The following is a 17,014-nucleotide window of genomic DNA, read 5'->3' as shown; positions in this document are numbered from 1 at the left end:
CGGGCCCGCCGGGCGGGGCGGGGGTACGGAGACCGGGGCGGGGCCGTCAGTCCCCGTCCCCGCCCCCGTTCTGCCTGTCCTCCTGCCCGCCACCGCCCTGCCCGTCCTCCCAGGCATCGCCCCAGTGCGCGTCCCGGGCGGCGCGGTAGGCCGGCCCGCGGCGCTTGGTGACGGTCTCGCGCCGCAGCCCGCCGCGTTCGGCGTCCGGCCCGGTGCACAGGTCGAGCAGGACCTGGCCCTTGCGGATCTGCGGCCTGCGCACGATCCGTGCCGCGGTGGGCGTCCCGTCCGGGTCGCCGCCGCCCGGATCGCCGCCGCCCGCGCCGGGGCGGACGGCGGCCACGTAGGAGAACTTCTCGTCCTCGTACGCCAGCGATCCTCCCTTCACCCGCCGGTGGAGGGAGGAGCGGCTGACGCGGGCGGCGAAGTGGCACCAGTCCGAGCCGGGCTCTATCGGGCAGGCGCCGCTGTGCGGGCAGGGGGCCAGGACGCGCAGCCCGGCGCCGATCAGCCGGCCGCGCGCCTCGATGATCCGCCGGTAGCCGTCCGGGGTGCCCGGCTCGACGACCACCACCGCCCGCCGGGCCGCCGCGGCGGCGGCGTCGACCAGCGCACCCCGGGCGTCCTCGGGCAGTTCGTTCAGTACATAGGAGACGGTGACCAGATCGGCCGCCTCCAGCCCGGGTGCGGCGCCGATGCGCTCCTGCCGCCACCGGGCCCCGCGCAGGGCTGCCGAGCCGGAGCCGGCGGCCAGCTCGCGGCCGAGGGCGAGGGCGGGCTCGGAGCGGTCCAGCACCGTGGTGACCCGGGCCTCCCCGGTCGGCTGCGCGCCGTCGCCCCAGACCGCGGCGGCGGCCCACACGGCCGCGCCCGTCCCCCCGCCCACGTCCAGGTGGGTGGCCGGGTCCAGCTCCGGGGCCCGGTCGGCGAGGGCGTCCAGGGCGGCGCGGACGGCCTCGAAGGTGGCGGGCATCCGGTAGGCGGCATAGGCGGCGACGTCGCCGCGGTCGCGCAGGACGGGGGCGCCGGCGGCGCCGCTGTCCCGGTAGCCGCTGATCAGCCGGTCGACGGCCGCGGCGGCCTGCCGGGGCGGCAGCCCGTCGAGGAGGCGGGCGAGCGCGTCGCGCAGCTCGTCGTCGATGTGGAGGGGGGCGAACACCGGCCCAAGTGTAGGCGGGCGGTCGCCCGCGTCCCGCCGCCCGGTGGTGGATCTTCCTTCCGGCGGATTCCCGGGGATTCGTTCCCGTCCGCGCCCGGTGGCCGCCGATCGGCCATTTTCGTCTCGCATATGCCAGAGGTCTTTGCATACTTTCGCGGCATTCCACTCCCCCTCCACGAAGGAATCCGGATCATCGGATTCAATTGTGTTCGGCTGCGCACTCGGGGGGCAGACGAGGCAGTGGAGTTGGGAAAGCAGCTCCGAAGCGAGGAGGACCGATGCACAGGGAAGGCCGCCCACCGGAGCGATTGACCAGCCGCTCACCGCAGTCCGGGGACCGGGCGCGGGAGATAACGCGCGGTTTCCTCCGGGAGACCGAGCCGAACGCCTCCAGGGCCGACGTGGACGCCGTGCTGCTGGGCGTCTCGGAGCTGGTGTCCAACGCCGTCCGCCACGCCGGCGGGGTGACGGACTTCCGCCTGGACTCGCGGGACGGCGGTGTGCTGGTGGAGGTCTCGGACGCCAGCGTCCGGCGGCCGAGGACGGTCCAGATAAACCCCTCCGTCCCCGGCGGCTTCGGCTGGCTGCTGGTGCGCGAGCTGGCCACCGACGTCACCGTCACCCTCCATCCGGGCGAGGGCAAGACGATCCGGGCGTCCTTCCCGCTCCGCTCCGCCGCCTGACGCACGGGCCCGGAACCGGCACGCCCCGTCCTCCCACCTCCGGGAACGGCGGCGCGGAAGCGGCGGAACGGGACACCCCCACGACTGCGCGCCATTCCCCCGCAAAATCCGGACGACTGCCGACTTGTTCTCCAACTCAGCCGGTAAACCGGGCCGTTCGCGTTTTCCGGAAAACTCCGCACCGGAACCGACGACGGGAGTAGAACGTTTCCCGATGGTGATGCGGCGTGGTGCCCGGACGGCGCTACCGCGCCGCGCGGGCCGCGCGTCGCAAGGGGGACGGGGAATGCTGGAGCAGGCTTTGGCGGCGCTGGCCGCCGCCGGGGGCACGGCGGTGGTGCAGGCCGCGGGCACGGAGGCGTGGACGACGGTGCGGGAGGCGGTGGCCCGCTGGTTCGGCCGGGGCGACGAGCGGCGCGAGCGCGCGGAGCTGGAACGCCTGGACCACACCGCCGCCGAGCTGGAGCCGGGAGGGCCGGAGCCGGGCCGGGGCGGTGGTCAGGAGCCCGGCGCCGCCGGGGCCGGGGCCGGGGCGGCGCGCATCCGCCAGGAGGCGGCCTGGCAGGCCCGCTTCGAGAACCTGCTGGAGAGCGTGGACGGCGACGAGCGCGCCCGCCTCGCCGGTGAGCTGCGCGCCCTGCTGGAGCGCCACTTCCCCGCCACCCCCGCCACCGGCCCGTCCGTCGGCCGGGACGGGATGGCCGTGGGCGGGGATGTGCACGTCCGCGCGGACGGCGGCGTCGCGGGCGGGGTGATCCACGGCGGCGCCCATGCGCACCCTCGTCCGCCCGGTCCGGCCCAGGGCTGAACGGACCGGGCGCGGACGGCACGCCTCTGTCCGCCGAGGCGTACGTCCAGGCCCCGGGCGGCATCGGCGCCGGGCACATCGACCGGGCCAGCCTCCACACCCACTACCACTCCGATCCCCGCCCCCGCCCCGGTGTCTCCTGGCCGCATCTGGTCGGGGTGCCGCCCAGGGAGGCCGACTGCTTCCAGGACCGCGCCGCCGTGCGCGAGCTGGAGCGCGCGCTGGACGGCGGCGGCACGGCGGTGCTGTGCCAGGTGCTGTCCGGCATGGGCGGGGTCGGCAAGACCCAGCTCGCCGCCCACCACGCCCGCCGGGTCCTGGCGGCGGGCGGCGTGGACCTGCTGGTGTGGGCCACCGCCGCGACGCGCGAGGCGGTCGTCGCCGCCTACGCCCAGGCCGCCGCCGGGATCCTGTACTCCGACCCGGATCTGCCCGAGACGGCGGCGCGGGAGTTCCTGGCCTGGCTGGAGCACCGGCCCGGTCCTGAGCAGCGCCGCTGGATGGTGGTGCTGGACGACGTGGCCGACCCGGCCGACCTGCGCGGCCTGTGGCCGCCGGCGAGCCCGCTGGGCCGCACCCTGGTCACCACCCGTCGCCGGGACGCCGCGCTGACCGGGCCGGGCCGCAGCCTGGTGCCGGTCGGGCTGTTCAGACCGGTGGAGGCCAGGGCGTACCTCGCCGCGTCCCTGGCCGCCCGCGGCCGCCATGAGCCGGAGGACGAACTATCGGCCCTTGCCGGGGAGTTGGGTTATCTGCCACTGGCCCTGTCCCAGGCCGCCGCCTATCTGATCGACTCCGGTCTGGACTGCGCCGCCTACCGCGCCCTGCTGGCCGACCGCGCCCGCGACCTGGCCGACGCCCTGCCCGATGCCGGGGCCCTGCCCGACGACCAGGCCGCCCCGCTGGACGCGGCCTGGTCGCTGTCGGCGGACCGCGCCGACCGGCTGCGCCCGTACGGCCTGGCCCGGCCCATGCTGCGCCTGGCGGCGATGCTCGACCCCAACGGCATCCCGGCCTCCGTCCTGACCTGCGGCCCCGCCCTGACCCATCTCGCCGACCACCTCGCCGACCGGGCCGCCGGCCAGGCACCGGAACAGGCCGACCCGCCCGACCCGCCCGGCCCGCCCGGCTCGCCCAACCTGTCCACCCGAAGGGTCACCGCCGAGGATGCCGTCGGCGCGCTGCGGGCCCTGCACCGCCTGAGCCTGATCGACCACTCCCCCGGCACCCCCCGCAGGGCGGTCCGCGTCCACCAGCTCATCCAGCGCATCGCCCGCGACTCCCTCGGACCCGGGCGGCGCGACGCCCTGGCCCGCACCGCCGCCGACGCGCTGATGGCCGCCTGGCCGGAGGTGGAGCGCGACACCGCGCTCGCCCAGGCGCTGCGCGCCAACACCGACGCCCTGGCCCGGTACGCCGGGGAGGCCCTGTACCGGCCCGAGACCCATCCACTGCTCTTCCGCTCCGGCCGCAGCCTGGGCAACGCCGGCCAGGTCGCCGCCGCCCTGGTCCACTTCCAGCACCTGGCCGACTCCGTCGGCGCCCGGTTCGGCCCCGACCACCCCGACACCCTCAACGCCCGGCACCGGCTCGCCCACTGGCACGGCATGGCGGGGAAGGTGGAGTACGCCCAGACGGCGCTCACCGGGATCCTCGCCGACTATCTGAGGGTGCTGGGCCCGGATCATCCGGGCACCCTGGGCGTCCGGCACAACCTGGCCCGCTGGCGCGGCGCGGCCGGAGACACCACCGGCGCCAGGAGCGCCTTCGCGGAACTGTTCACCGACCGCCTGCGCATCATCGGCCCCGACCACCCCGACACCCTCGCCACCCGCCACGAACTCGCCCGCCTGCGCGGGAGGACGGGCGACCACGCCGGGGCCATCGCCACCTTCACCGATCTCCTCGCCGACTGTCTGCGCCTCCTGGACCCCGACCACCCCCGCACCCTCGCCGCCCGGCACGAACTGGCCCGGTGGCGGGGCGCGTCGGGCGACATCTCAGGCGCCAGGGCGGCTTTCGCCGAGCTGCTCACCGACCGCCTGCGCATCATCGGCCCCGACCACCCCGACACCCTCGCCACCCGCCACGAACTGGCCCACCTGCGGGGGAAGGCGGGCGACCGCGCCGGAGCCGTCGACACCTTCACCGGCCTGCTCACCGACTACCTGACGGTGCTGGGCCCGGACCACCCCGGCACCCTGGGCGTCCGGCACAACCTGGCCCGCTGGCGCGGCGCGGCCGGGGATCCGGCGGCGGCCGTGGCCGCGCTCACCGGCCTCCTCACCGACCGGCTCCAGATCCTCGGCCCCCACCACCCCAGCATCGCCGCCACCCGAACCGACCTCGCCTACTGGCGCGGCCGGGCGGAGGCCGACGGCCTCCGCGTCCCCCGGCAGCCCCCCGCGCCCCGGGCCGAAGCCCGCGACCCCGACTCCCGCTGACAGCTCCCCGACGCCGGCGTGCACGGCGGGCTGTGCGCCGAGCGGGAATCGCGTCAGCGCGTCCCGAAGGCGTCGGCGATGCCGTCGGGCAGTTCGTCGAAGTCATCCGGAATGTGGACGAGGCCCTTGAGCGAACCCCGATACCCGCGTACTTCCGGAGGCGTCACGAACGTCCCCCGCTCTCCGCTCTCCGCGACCTTCCTGGCCCGTGTCAGTTTCCTGGGCGGGAGTCCGTCACCGAACCGGGTCACCGTGTCCAGGAAGACGACCGACTCCCGGACTTCCTCCAGAGCGGCGGCGAGCGCGACGGGCGAGTGCGAGGTGACCAGGGTCTGGCGGCCGTGCCCTGACGTAAGGGTCGCGGGATCGCTGGTCCTCCCCCGCAACCTCGACAGCAACTGCGGGACCCTGCTGGGGTGAAGACCGTTCTCCGGTTCCTCGAACATGAGGACGCCCTCATGAGCGGAGTCATGGGCGGCGGCGAGCAGCGCCAGCACTCGCAGGGTGCCCGCCGACGCCGTGATGGGAGTCATCCGGTGCTCGTGCTTGTGCTGCAACCAGATGTCCCACTGCCCCCACTCGGCGTTGGCCTCCACCGTGATGTCCGCGAGGTCTGGAAGCAGTGCCGCCGCATCGGCCTTGAAGTCGTACCAGTTCTCGGGATCCCGCGAGAGCCGTCCCAGAACGGCACCCAGGTTCCTGCCGTCCTCGGTGAGAGGCGCGGTGTCGTATGTGGAGGAAGCGACGCGCATGGCCTTGGGAGACGGCTCGATGATCCGCCAGTTCCTGGTCGCCGCGGCAAGTCCCTTGCCGTACCTGCTCTCCTGTACGGGGGCTCCGGTGACGTGCGTCTCCCCGGTGCCGGGTCCCCACACTGCGGGGGGAAGTCCGAGAGAGCGCGCGTACTCGCGCATCTCGGCGCCGGTGAGGTGATCGCGGACGTTGCCGACCTCGACCTCGACATGCAGCGGCTCGGGGGGATCCGCGTACAGGACCCGTGCGACGACCCTGAGGAAGCAGGGCCCCGATTGCCCACCCACGATGACATCGGCCGCGATCCGCATGGCCCTGGCCGGATGGCCGTCCGGGCCTCGCCGGAAGAGTTCCTTGGGACCGCCTCGGCGGGCGTGGTCGACCAGGGTCTGCCCGGTGGGCTCCCGGATCAGCCGGCCCAGCAGGTCCACGGCTTCGAGCAGGTTCGACTTCCCGGAGGCGTTGGCTCCCAGCAGCACCGCAAACGGTTGCAGGTCCAGGACGAAGCCTTCGAAGGACCTGTATCCGTCGATCTCGATGCGAGTGATCGCACTGGACCCACTGTCGCGCATCAGCCGTCAACCTGCTCGGCGGACCGGTCGTCGTTGCCGCTCCGGGGTTGGGCAGGGGCCCCGGGCACGCCGTGGTCAGCCTGCCCGCTCCCGGCCGCCGGCTCCTCCGTGTCGGCCGTCACGGCCTCCTCGCCATCCTTGACGATCAGCGGTTCGGCGGCGTCCACGCGCATCGCCGGGCCGTCGTCCAGTTCCAGCACCATGGCGAGCCCGCCCAGCGGCGACCGCTCGCCCCTGACGCTGCGGATCGTCTTCCACAGCCCCCAGAGCCTGACCTGCTGGCCGGGCTGGACCGTCACCGCCGCGATCTCGCTCTCGACGGGTGCGGACACGAGGTCCGGGGCCTTCAGTTCGGCCCACACCGTCTTCCCGATGCCGCAAGCGCGCTTGCGCACCCCCCAGCGGTGGGCCAGCGACTCCACGAGCAGCAGGCCGCGTCCGCCGGTCTCGTCCTCGCCGGGGTCGCGCACCTTGGGCCACCCGTCCCCCGCGTCGCTCACCTCCAGCCGCAGCAGGCCGTCCGCCTGCGAGTGCGCGATCTTCACCCCCACCTGCCGGTCGTTCGGCACCCGTACGCGCACGGCGTTGGTGACCAGCTCCGACAGCACCAGCTCCGCCGTCTCCAGTACGTCCTGTCCGACCCGCCACTCCCCGAGCACCGCCCCCAGCAGCGCCCGCGCTCTGGGCACGCTGCTACGACGCCGAGACAGCCGGAAGGTGACGTGATGCGGTGTGGCCATGGCAGCCCCCAGGGAGTCGATGCTCGACCGGAGTCCCCTGCGGAAGCGGCCAGTTGGCCGTGGGACGCCGGTGTCCATGGCCAGCAGAATGAAGGCGGATCAAGCGTACTTGCAACGTTTCCGGTAAAGATGATGCCGATGTTCCCTCTTTCGGATTAATACCATTCCATGCAGCCTGTTGCTCTGCTAAACGTGTCGACATGCTTGCGAAGAGCAACACCCTGAACCCGTCCACCGTTCTCGGTCGCCAACTCGGAGACGAGCTGCGCCGCTTGAGAGAGGCGGCAGGGCTGACGACCGTCCAGGCCGCCGAGGCTCTCGACTGCACCAAGGGCAAGATCAGCCGGATCGAGAACGGCCGGGTGGCGGTCCGGCTTCCAGACCTGACCGCCATGCTGCACGCCTACGAGATGTCCGACCCCGACACCCGCGAGCGACTGGCCGCACTGGCGCGCAAGGCCAACCGCCGCCGCAGGCAGGGCTGGTGGAACCAGTACAGCTCCGTTCTCGCGGACACCTACCGTGACTACATCTCGCTGGAGACCATGGCGGACTCCATCCGCACCTTCCAGGCACAGCTTGTGCCGGGGCTGCTCCAGACACCCGAGTACATCCGGGCCGTGACGGTGGCCTCGCAGCAGTGGCAGAAGGCGGACGAGATCGAGAAGTTCGTACAGGTGCGCCTCGCCCGTCAGGAGAGGCTGACCGGCCAATCCCCGCTCCGCCTCTGGGCCGTCGTCTCGGAAGCCGTGCTCCTCCAGCAGGTCGGCGGTCCGGAGGTCATGAGGGCACAGCTACAGCACCTTCTGGACACCTCCGAGCGCCCCAACGTGACTGTCCAAGTGCTGCCGTTCTCCCGTGGCGCCCATGCGAGTATGTTCGGCCCGTACGTGGTGCTGGGTTTCCCCGAAGAGGGGGCGCTCGACGTGGTGTTGGCGGACAACCCGACCGGCTCCATGTGGCTTGAGCGTGAGGCGGAGGTCTCCCGATACCGGGACCTGTTCGACGCCGCACGCACATCGGCGCTCTCTCCGGTGGAGTCCCGTGCCGTCATCCACCGCAGGGCCAAGGAGCACAGAGCATGAAGAACGCACGCCACAGCACTCCGGACCTGTCGGGCGCGACGTGGCGCAGCAGTACACACAGCGGCGGCAACAACGAGTGCGTCGAGGTGGCCGACGACATCCCCGGCATAGTCCCCGTCCGCGACAGCAAGCGCCCCGCCGGCCCGGTGCTCGGCATCAGCCCGGACGCCTGGGGCGCGTTCCTCGACCACCTGCGCTGAGCCGACCGGTCCTCCCGGGCGGTGGCCCCGCCCGGGAGGACCGGCGCGCTCGGGAAGACCGTGAACGGTATGACCGAACAGCCCGAGATCACCGAACCCGAACCGCTCGCCGGATCCGGGGAGTTCATGGACACCGTCCGGGCCGGACAGCCGTTCACCGTCACCCGCGACGGCAGCGGGACCGGCTCGCCGGTCCCGCCACGGCGGCGCAGGCGGTTCGTCCCCCGGGCGGAGTTCGCGGCGACGTCCCGCACCGCTCCCAGCGTCTGCCTGGACGCCTTCCGCGCGGACCAGGACCACACGGCCGAGCAGAGTGATCACCTCCGTGGCCGTGGCCGGGAATCCGCCGCTCCTCACCACCGGCCCGGATGACTTCAAAGGGCTGGACGACCTCCTCACCGTGGTTCCCGTGACCCGCCCGGTAGTACCGCACGAGCAGTGACCCATAGCTGCGGCAAGGCCGCTGGCGTCGGCACCGGTCCACGGCCTGTACCCCGTAGCGCGACCGGGCCGAACCGGCAAACGCCCGTAGGAGCATCCGGCCCCGCCGATCCACCACATCGCTGCCGTGACGCTGGTGCTTCTTTCCCACCAGGACCGTAACCCTGGCATCAAAGCTCCGTACATCTCGGTGCACAGCCCAGGCGCGGACGATATTTGAGCAGGTGGTGGGCCCGCGCGCGGGTGACACCGAACCTCACCTCGCAGTACGCGACCCGCAGCCGAAGCCCGGAGGCAGCCACCCTGCCGTCACCGTGCGGACCGCCGCGTTCAACCGATGCACACCACCGCATCATTGCTTTCGAGCCCCGGTCCTCACATTCGAGCCATCGTTCGAAATAATATTGACCTTCACTCGCGCCTCGTTTTGGATCGGATAACAACACAGCGACTGCTCTGTCTCCAACCATGGAAGCGTCGGTCATTTTCTACGTGAGCTGGAACGGTCGACAAAAGAGAGCAGCAGAAACCGGCGAGAGGAAACGATCGGCCATGAGGTACAGAATCACCACTGCCGCCTTCGCATGCGCGCTGGTAACGACGGGAGCCATCAGTCCCGCCGTCGCCCAGAACAGCCGCCCCACCCTGCGGCAGACAGCCGACGATATGAGCGTGGCGAACATTACGACGACCTGCAAGAACAACGGCAGGAACCACATAGTGCGGACGTATTTCCGAGGACCCGCCAGGTACACACTCCGTTGCGGCACCAGCACGTGGGGGTGGAAGCATATCCAGCACCGCTGGAGTAACTCGTTCGACAACAAGATAAGCAATGCCATAGCGAGCGGGCAGCCCAACGGCAGTGGATACTCCACTTGGACCTTGCCGCCATGCAGCCGTGAGACGTTCCGCACCATCCTGGGGACCCCCGCTGCGGTCAACGATCTCCGCACCGCGTACAAGGTCACGGCGACTGCGGCCTGTTAGTCTCGCGACCGAGAGATCTTGCCGGGGGTAGCAGCACGCGGAGTGCCGCCGCCCCCGGTGAGCGAGACCCGATGACGAACCCAGTGAACCTTCTCGGTCACCGCACCAGCGGCGACCTGTACGGGAACCTGTTTCCCACGGACGGGACGAAAGGCTCGGGCTTTCCATGGCAGCGCAGACTCCGGCGGAGCGGGCTCTGGCGTGCTCATTCACCAGCCGCGGCACGCGGTTCGACGTCTCCGACCTCCGAATCGACCACCACCTGGACCGCAGTACCGTCCTGACGTACCGACTGGCCATCGCGCGTCAGGGCCACCAGGAGGAGCGTTGGGAAGTCACGCTGCCGTGGGACGACAAGTCCTTTGCGGACGTGCTCACTTCCCCCGCGCCCGAACCTGACCGGCTCAGCATGCTCGTGTCCTTGGTCCGCGGCCTGTTGGAGGAGTGGTGGGAAACCAAGGGGCATGAGCGACAGTCGGCGAAGATGGGGCGTCGACTGCCCTGAACTGTGGTGGTCAGCACCGCCCGGACAGAATCGGCCCAGGGCCCATGCCCCTGCTCCCGCGATGACGGGTCCGGGGCGGCACGATGTGCGCGTCTGCGCGGCCCCGGGCTGCGTCCCGTACTTCGTCAGGACCCAGCGGTGCCGGGAGTGGTGCACTTCGGCCTCCGGCCGCCCGGGCGGCCGTGTACAGCGCCGCCCGGAACATCCGCCGGTCGGTTTCCGGCAGCGGCCCGTCCTTCGGCCGGAAGAAGCCCGTGGCGCCTCGCGGCGGTGTGAACGCCGCGCCCTTGTCTGCGGTCATGCGGCTCATTCTGCCGGGGAGCAGTCCCGCCGACGCCCCGCCCGCACTCCGGGCTGCCGCGTTGTGCGGTTCGCAGGAGCTTCAGGAGGAGCGCCCGGTTCGCCGGGACGCCGCCCGTCCCGGCGCCCGGCAGGACCGGGCATCCGGCGCGTTTTCGCCGCCCCGGGGCGGGAGAAAGTCCGCTCAAGGAGCGGACGCAACTCCGGAGTGCTCATTCAAGCCGGGTCGCGGCGGACTCCACGGAGTCGACGAACTTGATCATTTCTGTGTGGTAGGTGCTCCTGGCCGGGTCAGGGAAGCGGACGTTGTGCCGGTAGTAGCAGTGGAAGGCGATGATCAGGGCCGCTTGCTCGATCTCCATGGGCAGCGCGGCGGCGTCCGTGTTGCGAAGCTGTGGCCCGCCCGGTGGTGCCGCACGCGCGGTGACTCCCTGCCCCGGCAAGGCCGTTGGCATCGGAACCGGCCGAGACCGCGACGCCGTTGCCGCCGGCCCCACCTGCCCTGGGCCCCGGTCGTCATCGAAAGCGTGCCGACCGGATCAGGATGCTCAGGTGCCGGATGTCCGGCCGCGACGGCTCCGCCCTCCCCCGGAAAGCGCGTCCCGCTTTCCTCCTGACGGCCGTTGTCAGTGACCGCTGCGATGATCGCCGCACGCCAACGCGAGGAGATCATCATGGGAACCTGGGACCTCGGCCCCTTCGAGAACGACATGGCCGCGGACTTCGCCGGCACCCTGGACGGGACGGACCCGGACGAACGCGAGAGCCTCGTACGCGCGACGCTCGGCCGCGTCGCCCGGACCCGCGACTACCTCGACGGCTCGGAGGGCGAGGAGGCCGTCGCGGCCGCCGCTCTCGTCGCGGCGCAGTGCCCGGGCGGTGAGCCGGTCAGCACGGCCTACGGGCCCAAGGAGGCCCTTCCCGCTTTCTCCGAGGACCTTCGGCCGCTCGCCGTCGAAGCGCTCGACCGGGTGGTCGCCGGGGAGTCCGAGCTCGCCGCGCTCTGGGACGAGACGACCAGCGGCCCGCAGTGGCGGGAGGGCATAGGCCGCCTCCGCGCCGTCCTCGCGCCCGAATCCGGTCCCCGGGAGGAAACACCGCTCGGTGCCTGACCGGTGGCCCGGTGTCGGGGATCGCGGAGCGGGGGCCGGGACCACGCACGGCCCCGGCCCCTTCCCCGGCGGATGCGCCCCTCCCCGGAAGGGGCCGCCGGGACCGCCTCAGGTGAGCTGGCGGAGCAGGGTGACGAACTGGCGCAGTTCCTCGGTCTTGCCCGGCGGCAGCGGTTCGGGGTCGAAGTGGGCGATCTTGTTGCGGATGCCGCGCACCCGGTCGAGCTGGCGGACGAACTCGTCGCGGTCCACGAGCCTGTCCCAGCCGAGCGTCGCCCAGTTGCGGTCGGCGGCGGCGCACGCCGCCTCCTTGCGGGCGCCGTGCTTGTTGCGCTGGTCGCCGTCGAGGAGCTTGACGTAGTCGCCGAATGACAGATCCCTGAACCGGCCGGTCTTCTCCCGCATCTGGACGGCTTTTACGGCCTCGGCGGGGATCTTCGGGCTCAGGCACCTGCGCAGCCGGTGCTCGATCTCGCCGACGAGGAAGAACGGGCGCGCGGTGTCGTCGAAGCGCTCGGTGATGTCGGCCGCCGTGACGATGCCGGTGACCGTGCCGTCGTTCTCCCGCACCAGCACATAGCCGTACTCCCGGATGGTGTCCAGCAGGGAGAAGAACTCCTGGTATGTCTGGGCGACCGGCGGGTCGGGCTCGACGGCGCTGTCCAGTTCCGGGTCCTTCCCCGTGGCGAGGAGCATGGCGACCGAACGCCAGGTGACGACGCCCTTCAGTGCGGAGTCGCCGTCCAGGACGGGCACCTGCGAGTAGTTCTTGGTCTGCATCAGGTACATCGCCCGGGTCAGCGGGTCGCCGGAGGCGACGCATTCGACTCCGCGACGCGCGGCCGGGATGTCGCCGATGGTGAAGGGTTGCTGGGGCAGCGCGCCCCAGGGCAGGCCCTCGTCCTCCTCCTCGACCTCGTTGTCGGGGACCGTCCCCGAGGCGGACTGGAGGAACACCACCTGGAACTCCTCCCGCAGCCGGCGGGAGGCGAAGTCCGGGTCCGTGGTCAGGCCGGCGTCCTTGAGGGCCTGGGTGATGTGCAGGACGGTCTGGTCGTCGCGCGTGCGCACGCCGAAGACCTCCAGCAGGCCGGAGACCGTGAGCTTGCTGCCGCCGAGCGCGCGGAGTTCCTCTTCCGAGGGGTCGTGGGGCACTCCGCTCACCGGTCCTGTGTCTCACGGAAGACGGTCTGCTTGCCCATGGCGGACTTCACCAGCTCCAGGAGCTGCTTGGCGCGGTTGTCGTAGAAGCGCTCGAAGTCGCCCTCGTGGAGAGCGGCGGGGTCGATGAGGTGGGTGGCGAGCACGTCGTCGAACCACTCCGGGCGCATGCCCGACTCCTGGACCAGCGTCTTCAGGTACGCGGACGGGGCACCCACCATGCTGCGACCGGCGTGCAAGGACAGGGGTGTCTTGTTGACGATCGAGTTGACGCGGCGGGCGTAGGCGGGGGCGTTCTTCTCGACCCAGTCGCGGGGGAAGATCTGCCGCACGTCCACGTTCTGCTCGACCAGACGTGCGGGGGTCAGCGGTGTCTCCGTGAAGTGCCAGTCCACCGCGCCCTGCTTGATCAGCAGGGCGTAGACGCCCTTGTAGGCAGCGCTGTTGCGCGTCGCCAGGCTGTTCAGGCGGTCGTCGAGGAAAGCCGCTTCGGCGACTGTGTCGGGGGCGGGCGTGTCCGCGTCGCGGAGCCAGGCGATGAGTTGCTCCACATCGCGCGGGAAGCGGCTCTCGACACCACCGCCGTACATCTCGCCCAGCACACCGCACCAGTACCACTGGTTGATGCGCTCCTCGGCCCCGGGCATGCCCGTCTCCTCGCCGATGATGGCCCGCACAGCGGCCAGCGGGACGAGTTGGGTGCGGTAGGGCAGGTCGGCGGTACGGACGATGCACTGTCTCTTGAGGAAGGTGCCCACCCACTGGAAGGCGTCGGCCAGGCGGGGCGCCAGGCGGTCGAAGTCGGTCAGCGGCAGTTCCAGCAGATCGCGGCGCTTGCAGGAGACCGCGGCGCGCGGCTCCTCCTGTTTGTGTTCCCAGGTTCGCACCAGGGCGACGGCCTGAAGGAAGTCGCTGCTGCTGAGACCATCCTCGACACCGGCCTCCATGCGGCCGAATACCGGGTGGGCGGATGTCAGCTTCCGCTTGATCGCGTGCCACACGTCCGGCAGGCGGTAGTACTCGCCGTTCCGGGCGACGTACTCCTGGTTGCCGGCGTAGGTGGCGGTGAGAAGTTCGAAAACGTTGAGGGGGACGCCGCCGGTGTTGACGCGTTCGAAGACGGCACAGACGGCATCCATGGTCGTGGAGGCCGCCAGCTTGATCATCGGGACCTGGAAGGACTTCACGTTGTTGAGGACGTTCTCCTCGAACTGCGACCAGAGGTCCCAGTTCTCGTCGGCGATCCCCACGAAGATCCTCTTCCAGGCGTTCACCTTCTGCGTGTCGAACACCAGGTGGATCGGGAAATAGCCGGCTCGGCACTCCAGTTCGGGCGTGGTCAGGTCGAGTGCGACCCTGCGGGGGAAGCCCGTTCTCAGCACTCGATCGTCCGGGACGGAAACCACCGCGTCGTCACGCTCCGAGGGCGCGCCGATGGCCTTGGCGATGTCGACGTAGTACCAGCGCCTGAGCGGCTTGCCACGAGTGTCGACCGTCTCGACCGGGCTGTCACGGTGCAGTGCCTGGAAGAGTGAGGTCATGCGCTGCTGACCGTCCAGCAACAGCAGGTCGGGCACCCTGTCGCCCTCCCCCTCGGCCCCCTTGATCGTCCGGGGTTTGAACGGGGACTTGCCTCCGGTCTCCAGAGCCATCACCACGCCGAGCGGGTAGTCGAGCGTCACGGTGGCGATGAGTGCTCTGATCCGCTCGTCGTCCCACTTCCAGTCGCGCTGGAAGTCGGGAAGCTGGAGGACTCCGGAGGCGACGTCCCTCAGGACGTCCTTGAGTTTCGGACTGTCGAGCGCCACGCCGCTTCTTCCCCACGTTCGGCTGAATTGTTCAAAAGACAATTGCAGCAAGTTACTTGACGATGCGTCAAAAGATTCCTCCGCTTCACCCACACCACCGCAGGGATTCGGCCAGGCGGCGGGCGCGGCGCGCGAGGGGACGGCCGACGGGGCCGGGGCGCTCCGGCCACGGGAAGCCGGTGCTCAGGGGGTTGCGGGCGGAGCACCCGGTTCGCCGGAACGCCGCTCGCCCGGCGCCGGGCGGGGCCGGGCATCCGGCGCGTTTTCGCCGTGCCGGGGCGGGTGCCCCCGGCTCGGCACGGGGCAGCCGACCCGGGGATCGCCCCTCACCACCAGTAGGCGGGGTAGCGGGTGGCGGGGCGCAGTCGGCCGGTGGCGGTGCCGACGGCGACCAGGAGCGTGGAGGCGGCGGCCAGCAGGGCGAGGAAGACCGCCGGGTCGGGCGACTGGGCCACGACGATCACGGCGGTGGCGGCGGCGGGCGAGTGGGGCGTGCGGGCCAGCATCATCACGCCGAGCGCGAGACCGCCCGCGACCCCGGCGCCCCAGGGAGAGCTTCCGGCCACCGCCAGGACGGCGAACCCGGTGAGCGCGGAGAGCAGTTGCCCGCCGACGACGCTGCGCGGCTGGGCCAAGGGCAAGGAGGGGGCTCCGAAGACCAGGGCGGAGCTGGCCGCGAGCGGGGGGATCAGCCAGACCTGGTCCAGCCAGGCGCCGATGGCCACCAGCAGGACGAGTCCGGCGACCGATCCGGCGGTGGCCACGGCGACGGTGAGTACGGGCGGGCGCGCGGGGGCCCGGCTGCTCAGCCGCCCGGGGGTGGCGGCCGGCGCCTGCTGCGGGGCCGGCGCCGATGTGGTGCGCAGGGATGGTTCCGCTGTCACGGAGACCTCCGGGTACCCGCCGCTTGTTAATGGGTCAACTCGCATATCATCCATTAGGCATGGAGCATGGCATCATCGTCGGCGAGAGGGCAACCCGGTTCGGCGAGGGGGCGGTTGAGACGGAGAGCGAAACGAAGCCCCGGCCCCCGCTGAGCGGGGAGCCACTGGCGCTGGAGCTGGTGAACACCACGTTCGTCCACGGCGGGCTGCGCGGCAGCCTGGTGGACGCGCTGGCCACCCCGACCGAGCTGGACCTGTGGCTGGAGGAGCACGCGGAGGCCTTCCCCCGGGGCCCGGTCCGGCGGGCGTCCGGCCCGGCGACGGCTTCTCATCTGGCGGGCTTCCGGCGGCTGCGCGAGGCGCTGAGGGAGCTGAGCCGCGCCTGCGTCGCGCAGGAGCCCTACGGCGAGCGGGCGGTCGCCGCGGTGAACCGGGCCGCGAGGCTGGCCGCGAGCTGGCCCGAGATCGGGGACGGGACGGCGGACGCCCCGGCGGACAGGACGGCGGACGGCCCGGTGGTGCGCTGGGCCGAGCCCGATCCCCGCCTGGTCCTGCTGGGCGCGGTGGCCGTCTCCGGTGTGGAGCTGCTGACGGGCCCGAGGCGGCGCGACGTGCGCGCCTGCGCCGCCCCGGGCTGCGTCCTGTACTTCGTCAGGACCCACCGGCGCCGGGAGTGGTGCACTCCGGCCTGCGGCAACCGGGTACGGGTCGCGCGCCACAACAGGCAGCGGCGTCCCTGACCCGCCGGCGCACCGGACCCGCCCGCCCCTAGCGGTCCTCGCGGCGGCGGGTGCGGGCGTAGTGGCGTGAGGCCTTGGCGCGGTTGCCGCAGCCGGACATGGAGCACCAGCGGCGGGTGCCGTTCCTGGAGACGTCGTAGAAGTGCAGGACGCACTCGTCGTTGGCGCAGGCCCGGATGCGGTCGGGGGCGGCGCCCACCAGGCGCAGGTAGTCGTCGGCGGCCAGCCAGGCCGCCAGCCAGGCGGGGTCGTCTGTCTCGGCCCGTTCGACAGGGCCTTCGGGGCCGAGGGTGCGCAGGACGCGCCCGCGCGCCAGGACGGCGTTGAGCCCTTCCCGGGCCCGGTCGTCGCCGGGGTCGGCGACGACGGCCTGAAGCGCCTCGCGGGCGGTGAGGGTGGCGGCCAGCGCGGCCGGGGCGGCGCCGGCCCTCTCCAGCAGGCCGTGACCGGCCAGCCACACGCCGAACCCTTCGAGGCCGTCCAGCAGGTCGTGCCGGACGCCGTTGTCGATCCACCGGGTGTTGAGCAGGTCCAGGCTGAGCGGCTCGCCCAGGAGCGGCCTGGGGTCGGCGCCGGCGGCCCCGGCCGGCGGGCCCGCGTCTTCCGTGCCGGCACCCATGCGCGTTCCT

General features: G+C 72.0%; 17 protein-coding genes. 9 read left to right on the top strand and 8 right to left on the bottom strand.

Annotation, left to right across the window (positions count from 1 at the left end):
- Positions 1–46 precede the first annotated feature (46 nt).
- On the bottom strand, positions 47–1,159 hold the full coding sequence (locus BM237_RS27205) for a small ribosomal subunit Rsm22 family protein (RefSeq protein WP_245794073.1): 1,113 nt from the start codon (positions 1,157–1,159) through the stop codon (positions 47–49).
- A gap of 278 nt (positions 1,160–1,437) precedes the next feature.
- Here BM237_RS27205 and BM237_RS27200 point away from each other — a divergent pair, with 278 nt between their 5' ends.
- From BM237_RS27200 to BM237_RS28850, 3 genes are all read left to right on the top strand, one after another.
- On the top strand, positions 1,438–1,842 hold the full coding sequence (locus tag BM237_RS27200) for an ATP-binding protein (RefSeq protein ID WP_093852400.1): 405 nt from the start codon (positions 1,438–1,440) through the stop codon (positions 1,840–1,842).
- A 286-nt stretch (positions 1,843–2,128) separates the two neighbouring features.
- Positions 2,129–2,650, top strand: a complete 522-nt coding sequence (locus tag BM237_RS27195) for a hypothetical protein (RefSeq protein ID WP_093852399.1) — start codon at positions 2,129–2,131, stop codon at positions 2,648–2,650.
- A 158-nt stretch (positions 2,651–2,808) separates the two neighbouring features.
- The gene (locus BM237_RS28850; protein WP_107415267.1) at positions 2,809–5,094 is read left to right on the top strand and encodes a tetratricopeptide repeat protein; all 2,286 of its coding nucleotides are present in this window, start codon (positions 2,809–2,811) and stop codon (positions 5,092–5,094) included.
- A gap of 53 nt (positions 5,095–5,147) precedes the next feature.
- On the opposite strand, the gene BM237_RS27185 is transcribed toward BM237_RS28850, so the two are convergent.
- Positions 5,148–6,419, bottom strand: a complete 1,272-nt coding sequence (locus BM237_RS27185; RefSeq protein WP_093852398.1) for an AAA family ATPase — start codon at positions 6,417–6,419, stop codon at positions 5,148–5,150.
- On the bottom strand, positions 6,419–7,108 hold the full coding sequence (locus BM237_RS27180) for an ATP-binding protein (protein ID WP_245794072.1): 690 nt from the start codon (positions 7,106–7,108) through the stop codon (positions 6,419–6,421). Before BM237_RS27180 ends, BM237_RS27185 begins: the two co-directional genes overlap by 1 nt.
- Before the next feature lie 251 nt (positions 7,109–7,359).
- On the opposite strand from BM237_RS27180, the gene BM237_RS27175 reads away from it, so the two are divergent.
- The 4 genes from BM237_RS27175 (at position 7,360) to BM237_RS27145 (ending at position 10,380) form a co-directional block, all read left to right on the top strand.
- Positions 7,360–8,244 (top strand): helix-turn-helix domain-containing protein, encoded by an 885-nt coding sequence (locus tag BM237_RS27175; RefSeq protein ID WP_093852396.1) that lies wholly within the window; start codon positions 7,360–7,362, stop codon positions 8,242–8,244.
- The gene (locus tag BM237_RS27170; protein ID WP_093852395.1) at positions 8,241–8,444 is read left to right on the top strand and encodes a DUF397 domain-containing protein; all 204 of its coding nucleotides are present in this window, start codon (positions 8,241–8,243) and stop codon (positions 8,442–8,444) included. The genes BM237_RS27175 and BM237_RS27170 overlap by 4 nt, the downstream gene beginning before the upstream one ends.
- A 69-nt stretch (positions 8,445–8,513) precedes the next feature.
- Positions 8,514–8,816 (top strand): hypothetical protein, encoded by a 303-nt coding sequence (locus tag BM237_RS27165; RefSeq protein ID WP_093852394.1) that lies wholly within the window; start codon positions 8,514–8,516, stop codon positions 8,814–8,816.
- 1,225 nt (positions 8,817–10,041) lie between these two features.
- Entirely contained in the window at positions 10,042–10,380 is a 339-nt protein-coding gene (locus tag BM237_RS27145) for a hypothetical protein (RefSeq protein ID WP_093852392.1), read from the top strand.
- Positions 10,381–10,892: 512 nt separating this feature from the next.
- Here the strand turns inward: BM237_RS27145 and BM237_RS29465 are convergent.
- Positions 10,893–11,042 (bottom strand): hypothetical protein, encoded by a 150-nt coding sequence (locus BM237_RS29465; protein ID WP_158239007.1) that lies wholly within the window; start codon positions 11,040–11,042, stop codon positions 10,893–10,895.
- A 312-nt stretch (positions 11,043–11,354) separates the two neighbouring features.
- Between BM237_RS29465 and BM237_RS27135 the strand changes: the two genes are divergently transcribed.
- Positions 11,355–11,792 (top strand): DUF4259 domain-containing protein, encoded by a 438-nt coding sequence (locus tag BM237_RS27135; protein ID WP_093852425.1) that lies wholly within the window; start codon positions 11,355–11,357, stop codon positions 11,790–11,792.
- A 108-nt stretch (positions 11,793–11,900) separates the two neighbouring features.
- Here the strand turns inward: BM237_RS27135 and BM237_RS27130 are convergent, their stop codons facing one another.
- From BM237_RS27130 to BM237_RS27120, 3 genes are all read right to left on the bottom strand, one after another.
- A complete protein-coding gene (locus tag BM237_RS27130) occupies positions 11,901–12,956 on the bottom strand; it encodes a CBS domain-containing protein (RefSeq protein WP_342746264.1) in 1,056 nt (351 codons plus the stop codon).
- The gene (locus tag BM237_RS27125; RefSeq protein WP_093852389.1) at positions 12,953–14,761 is read right to left on the bottom strand and encodes a DUF262 domain-containing protein; all 1,809 of its coding nucleotides are present in this window, start codon (positions 14,759–14,761) and stop codon (positions 12,953–12,955) included. Before BM237_RS27125 ends, BM237_RS27130 begins: the two co-directional genes overlap by 4 nt.
- 326 nt (positions 14,762–15,087) lie before the next feature.
- Positions 15,088–15,645, bottom strand: coding sequence for an HPP family protein (locus BM237_RS27120; protein WP_425443746.1), 558 nt, complete (start codon positions 15,643–15,645; stop codon positions 15,088–15,090).
- Positions 15,646–15,704: 59 nt separating this feature from the next.
- Between BM237_RS27120 and BM237_RS27115 the strand changes: the two genes are divergently transcribed.
- Complete coding sequence (locus BM237_RS27115; protein WP_093852387.1) at positions 15,705–16,385, top strand: CGNR zinc finger domain-containing protein; 681 nt, start codon at positions 15,705–15,707, stop codon at positions 16,383–16,385.
- Between the two features lie 28 nt (positions 16,386–16,413).
- On the opposite strand, the gene BM237_RS27110 is transcribed toward BM237_RS27115, so the two are convergent.
- Entirely contained in the window at positions 16,414–17,004 is a 591-nt protein-coding gene (locus tag BM237_RS27110; protein WP_093852386.1) for a CGNR zinc finger domain-containing protein, read from the bottom strand.
- Between the last annotated feature and the right edge of the window lie 10 nt (positions 17,005–17,014).

The sequence above is a fragment of the Streptomyces mangrovi genome (assembly GCF_900114215.1).
Taxonomy (GTDB): domain Bacteria; phylum Actinomycetota; class Actinomycetes; order Streptomycetales; family Streptomycetaceae; genus Streptomyces; species Streptomyces barkulensis.
The sequence above is the reverse complement of the archived record's forward strand: the minus strand, read 5'-3'. Positions and strand labels throughout refer to the sequence as shown.

Excerpts from the sequence above, each read along its gene's own strand:
- BM237_RS27145 (WP_093852392.1), top strand. The coding sequence starts at position 10,042 with ATGGCAGCGCAGACTCCGGCGGAGCGGGCTCTGGCGTGCTCATTCACC.
- BM237_RS27200 (WP_093852400.1), top strand. The coding sequence starts at position 1,438 with ATGCACAGGGAAGGCCGCCCACCGGAGCGATTGACCAGCCGCTCACCG.
- BM237_RS27135 (WP_093852425.1), top strand. The coding sequence starts at position 11,355 with ATGGGAACCTGGGACCTCGGCCCCTTCGAGAACGACATGGCCGCGGAC.
- BM237_RS27115 (WP_093852387.1), top strand. The coding sequence starts at position 15,705 with ATGGAGCATGGCATCATCGTCGGCGAGAGGGCAACCCGGTTCGGCGAG.
- BM237_RS27195 (WP_093852399.1), top strand. The coding sequence starts at position 2,129 with ATGCTGGAGCAGGCTTTGGCGGCGCTGGCCGCCGCCGGGGGCACGGCG.
- BM237_RS27110 (WP_093852386.1), bottom strand. The coding sequence starts at position 17,004 with ATGGGTGCCGGCACGGAAGACGCGGGCCCGCCGGCCGGGGCCGCCGGC.
- BM237_RS27185 (WP_093852398.1), bottom strand. The coding sequence starts at position 6,419 with ATGCGCGACAGTGGGTCCAGTGCGATCACTCGCATCGAGATCGACGGA.
- BM237_RS27165 (WP_093852394.1), top strand. The coding sequence starts at position 8,514 with ATGACCGAACAGCCCGAGATCACCGAACCCGAACCGCTCGCCGGATCC.
- BM237_RS29465 (WP_158239007.1), bottom strand. The coding sequence starts at position 11,042 with ATGGAGATCGAGCAAGCGGCCCTGATCATCGCCTTCCACTGCTACTAC.
- BM237_RS27175 (WP_093852396.1), top strand. The coding sequence starts at position 7,360 with ATGCTTGCGAAGAGCAACACCCTGAACCCGTCCACCGTTCTCGGTCGC.
- BM237_RS27170 (WP_093852395.1), top strand. The coding sequence starts at position 8,241 with ATGAAGAACGCACGCCACAGCACTCCGGACCTGTCGGGCGCGACGTGG.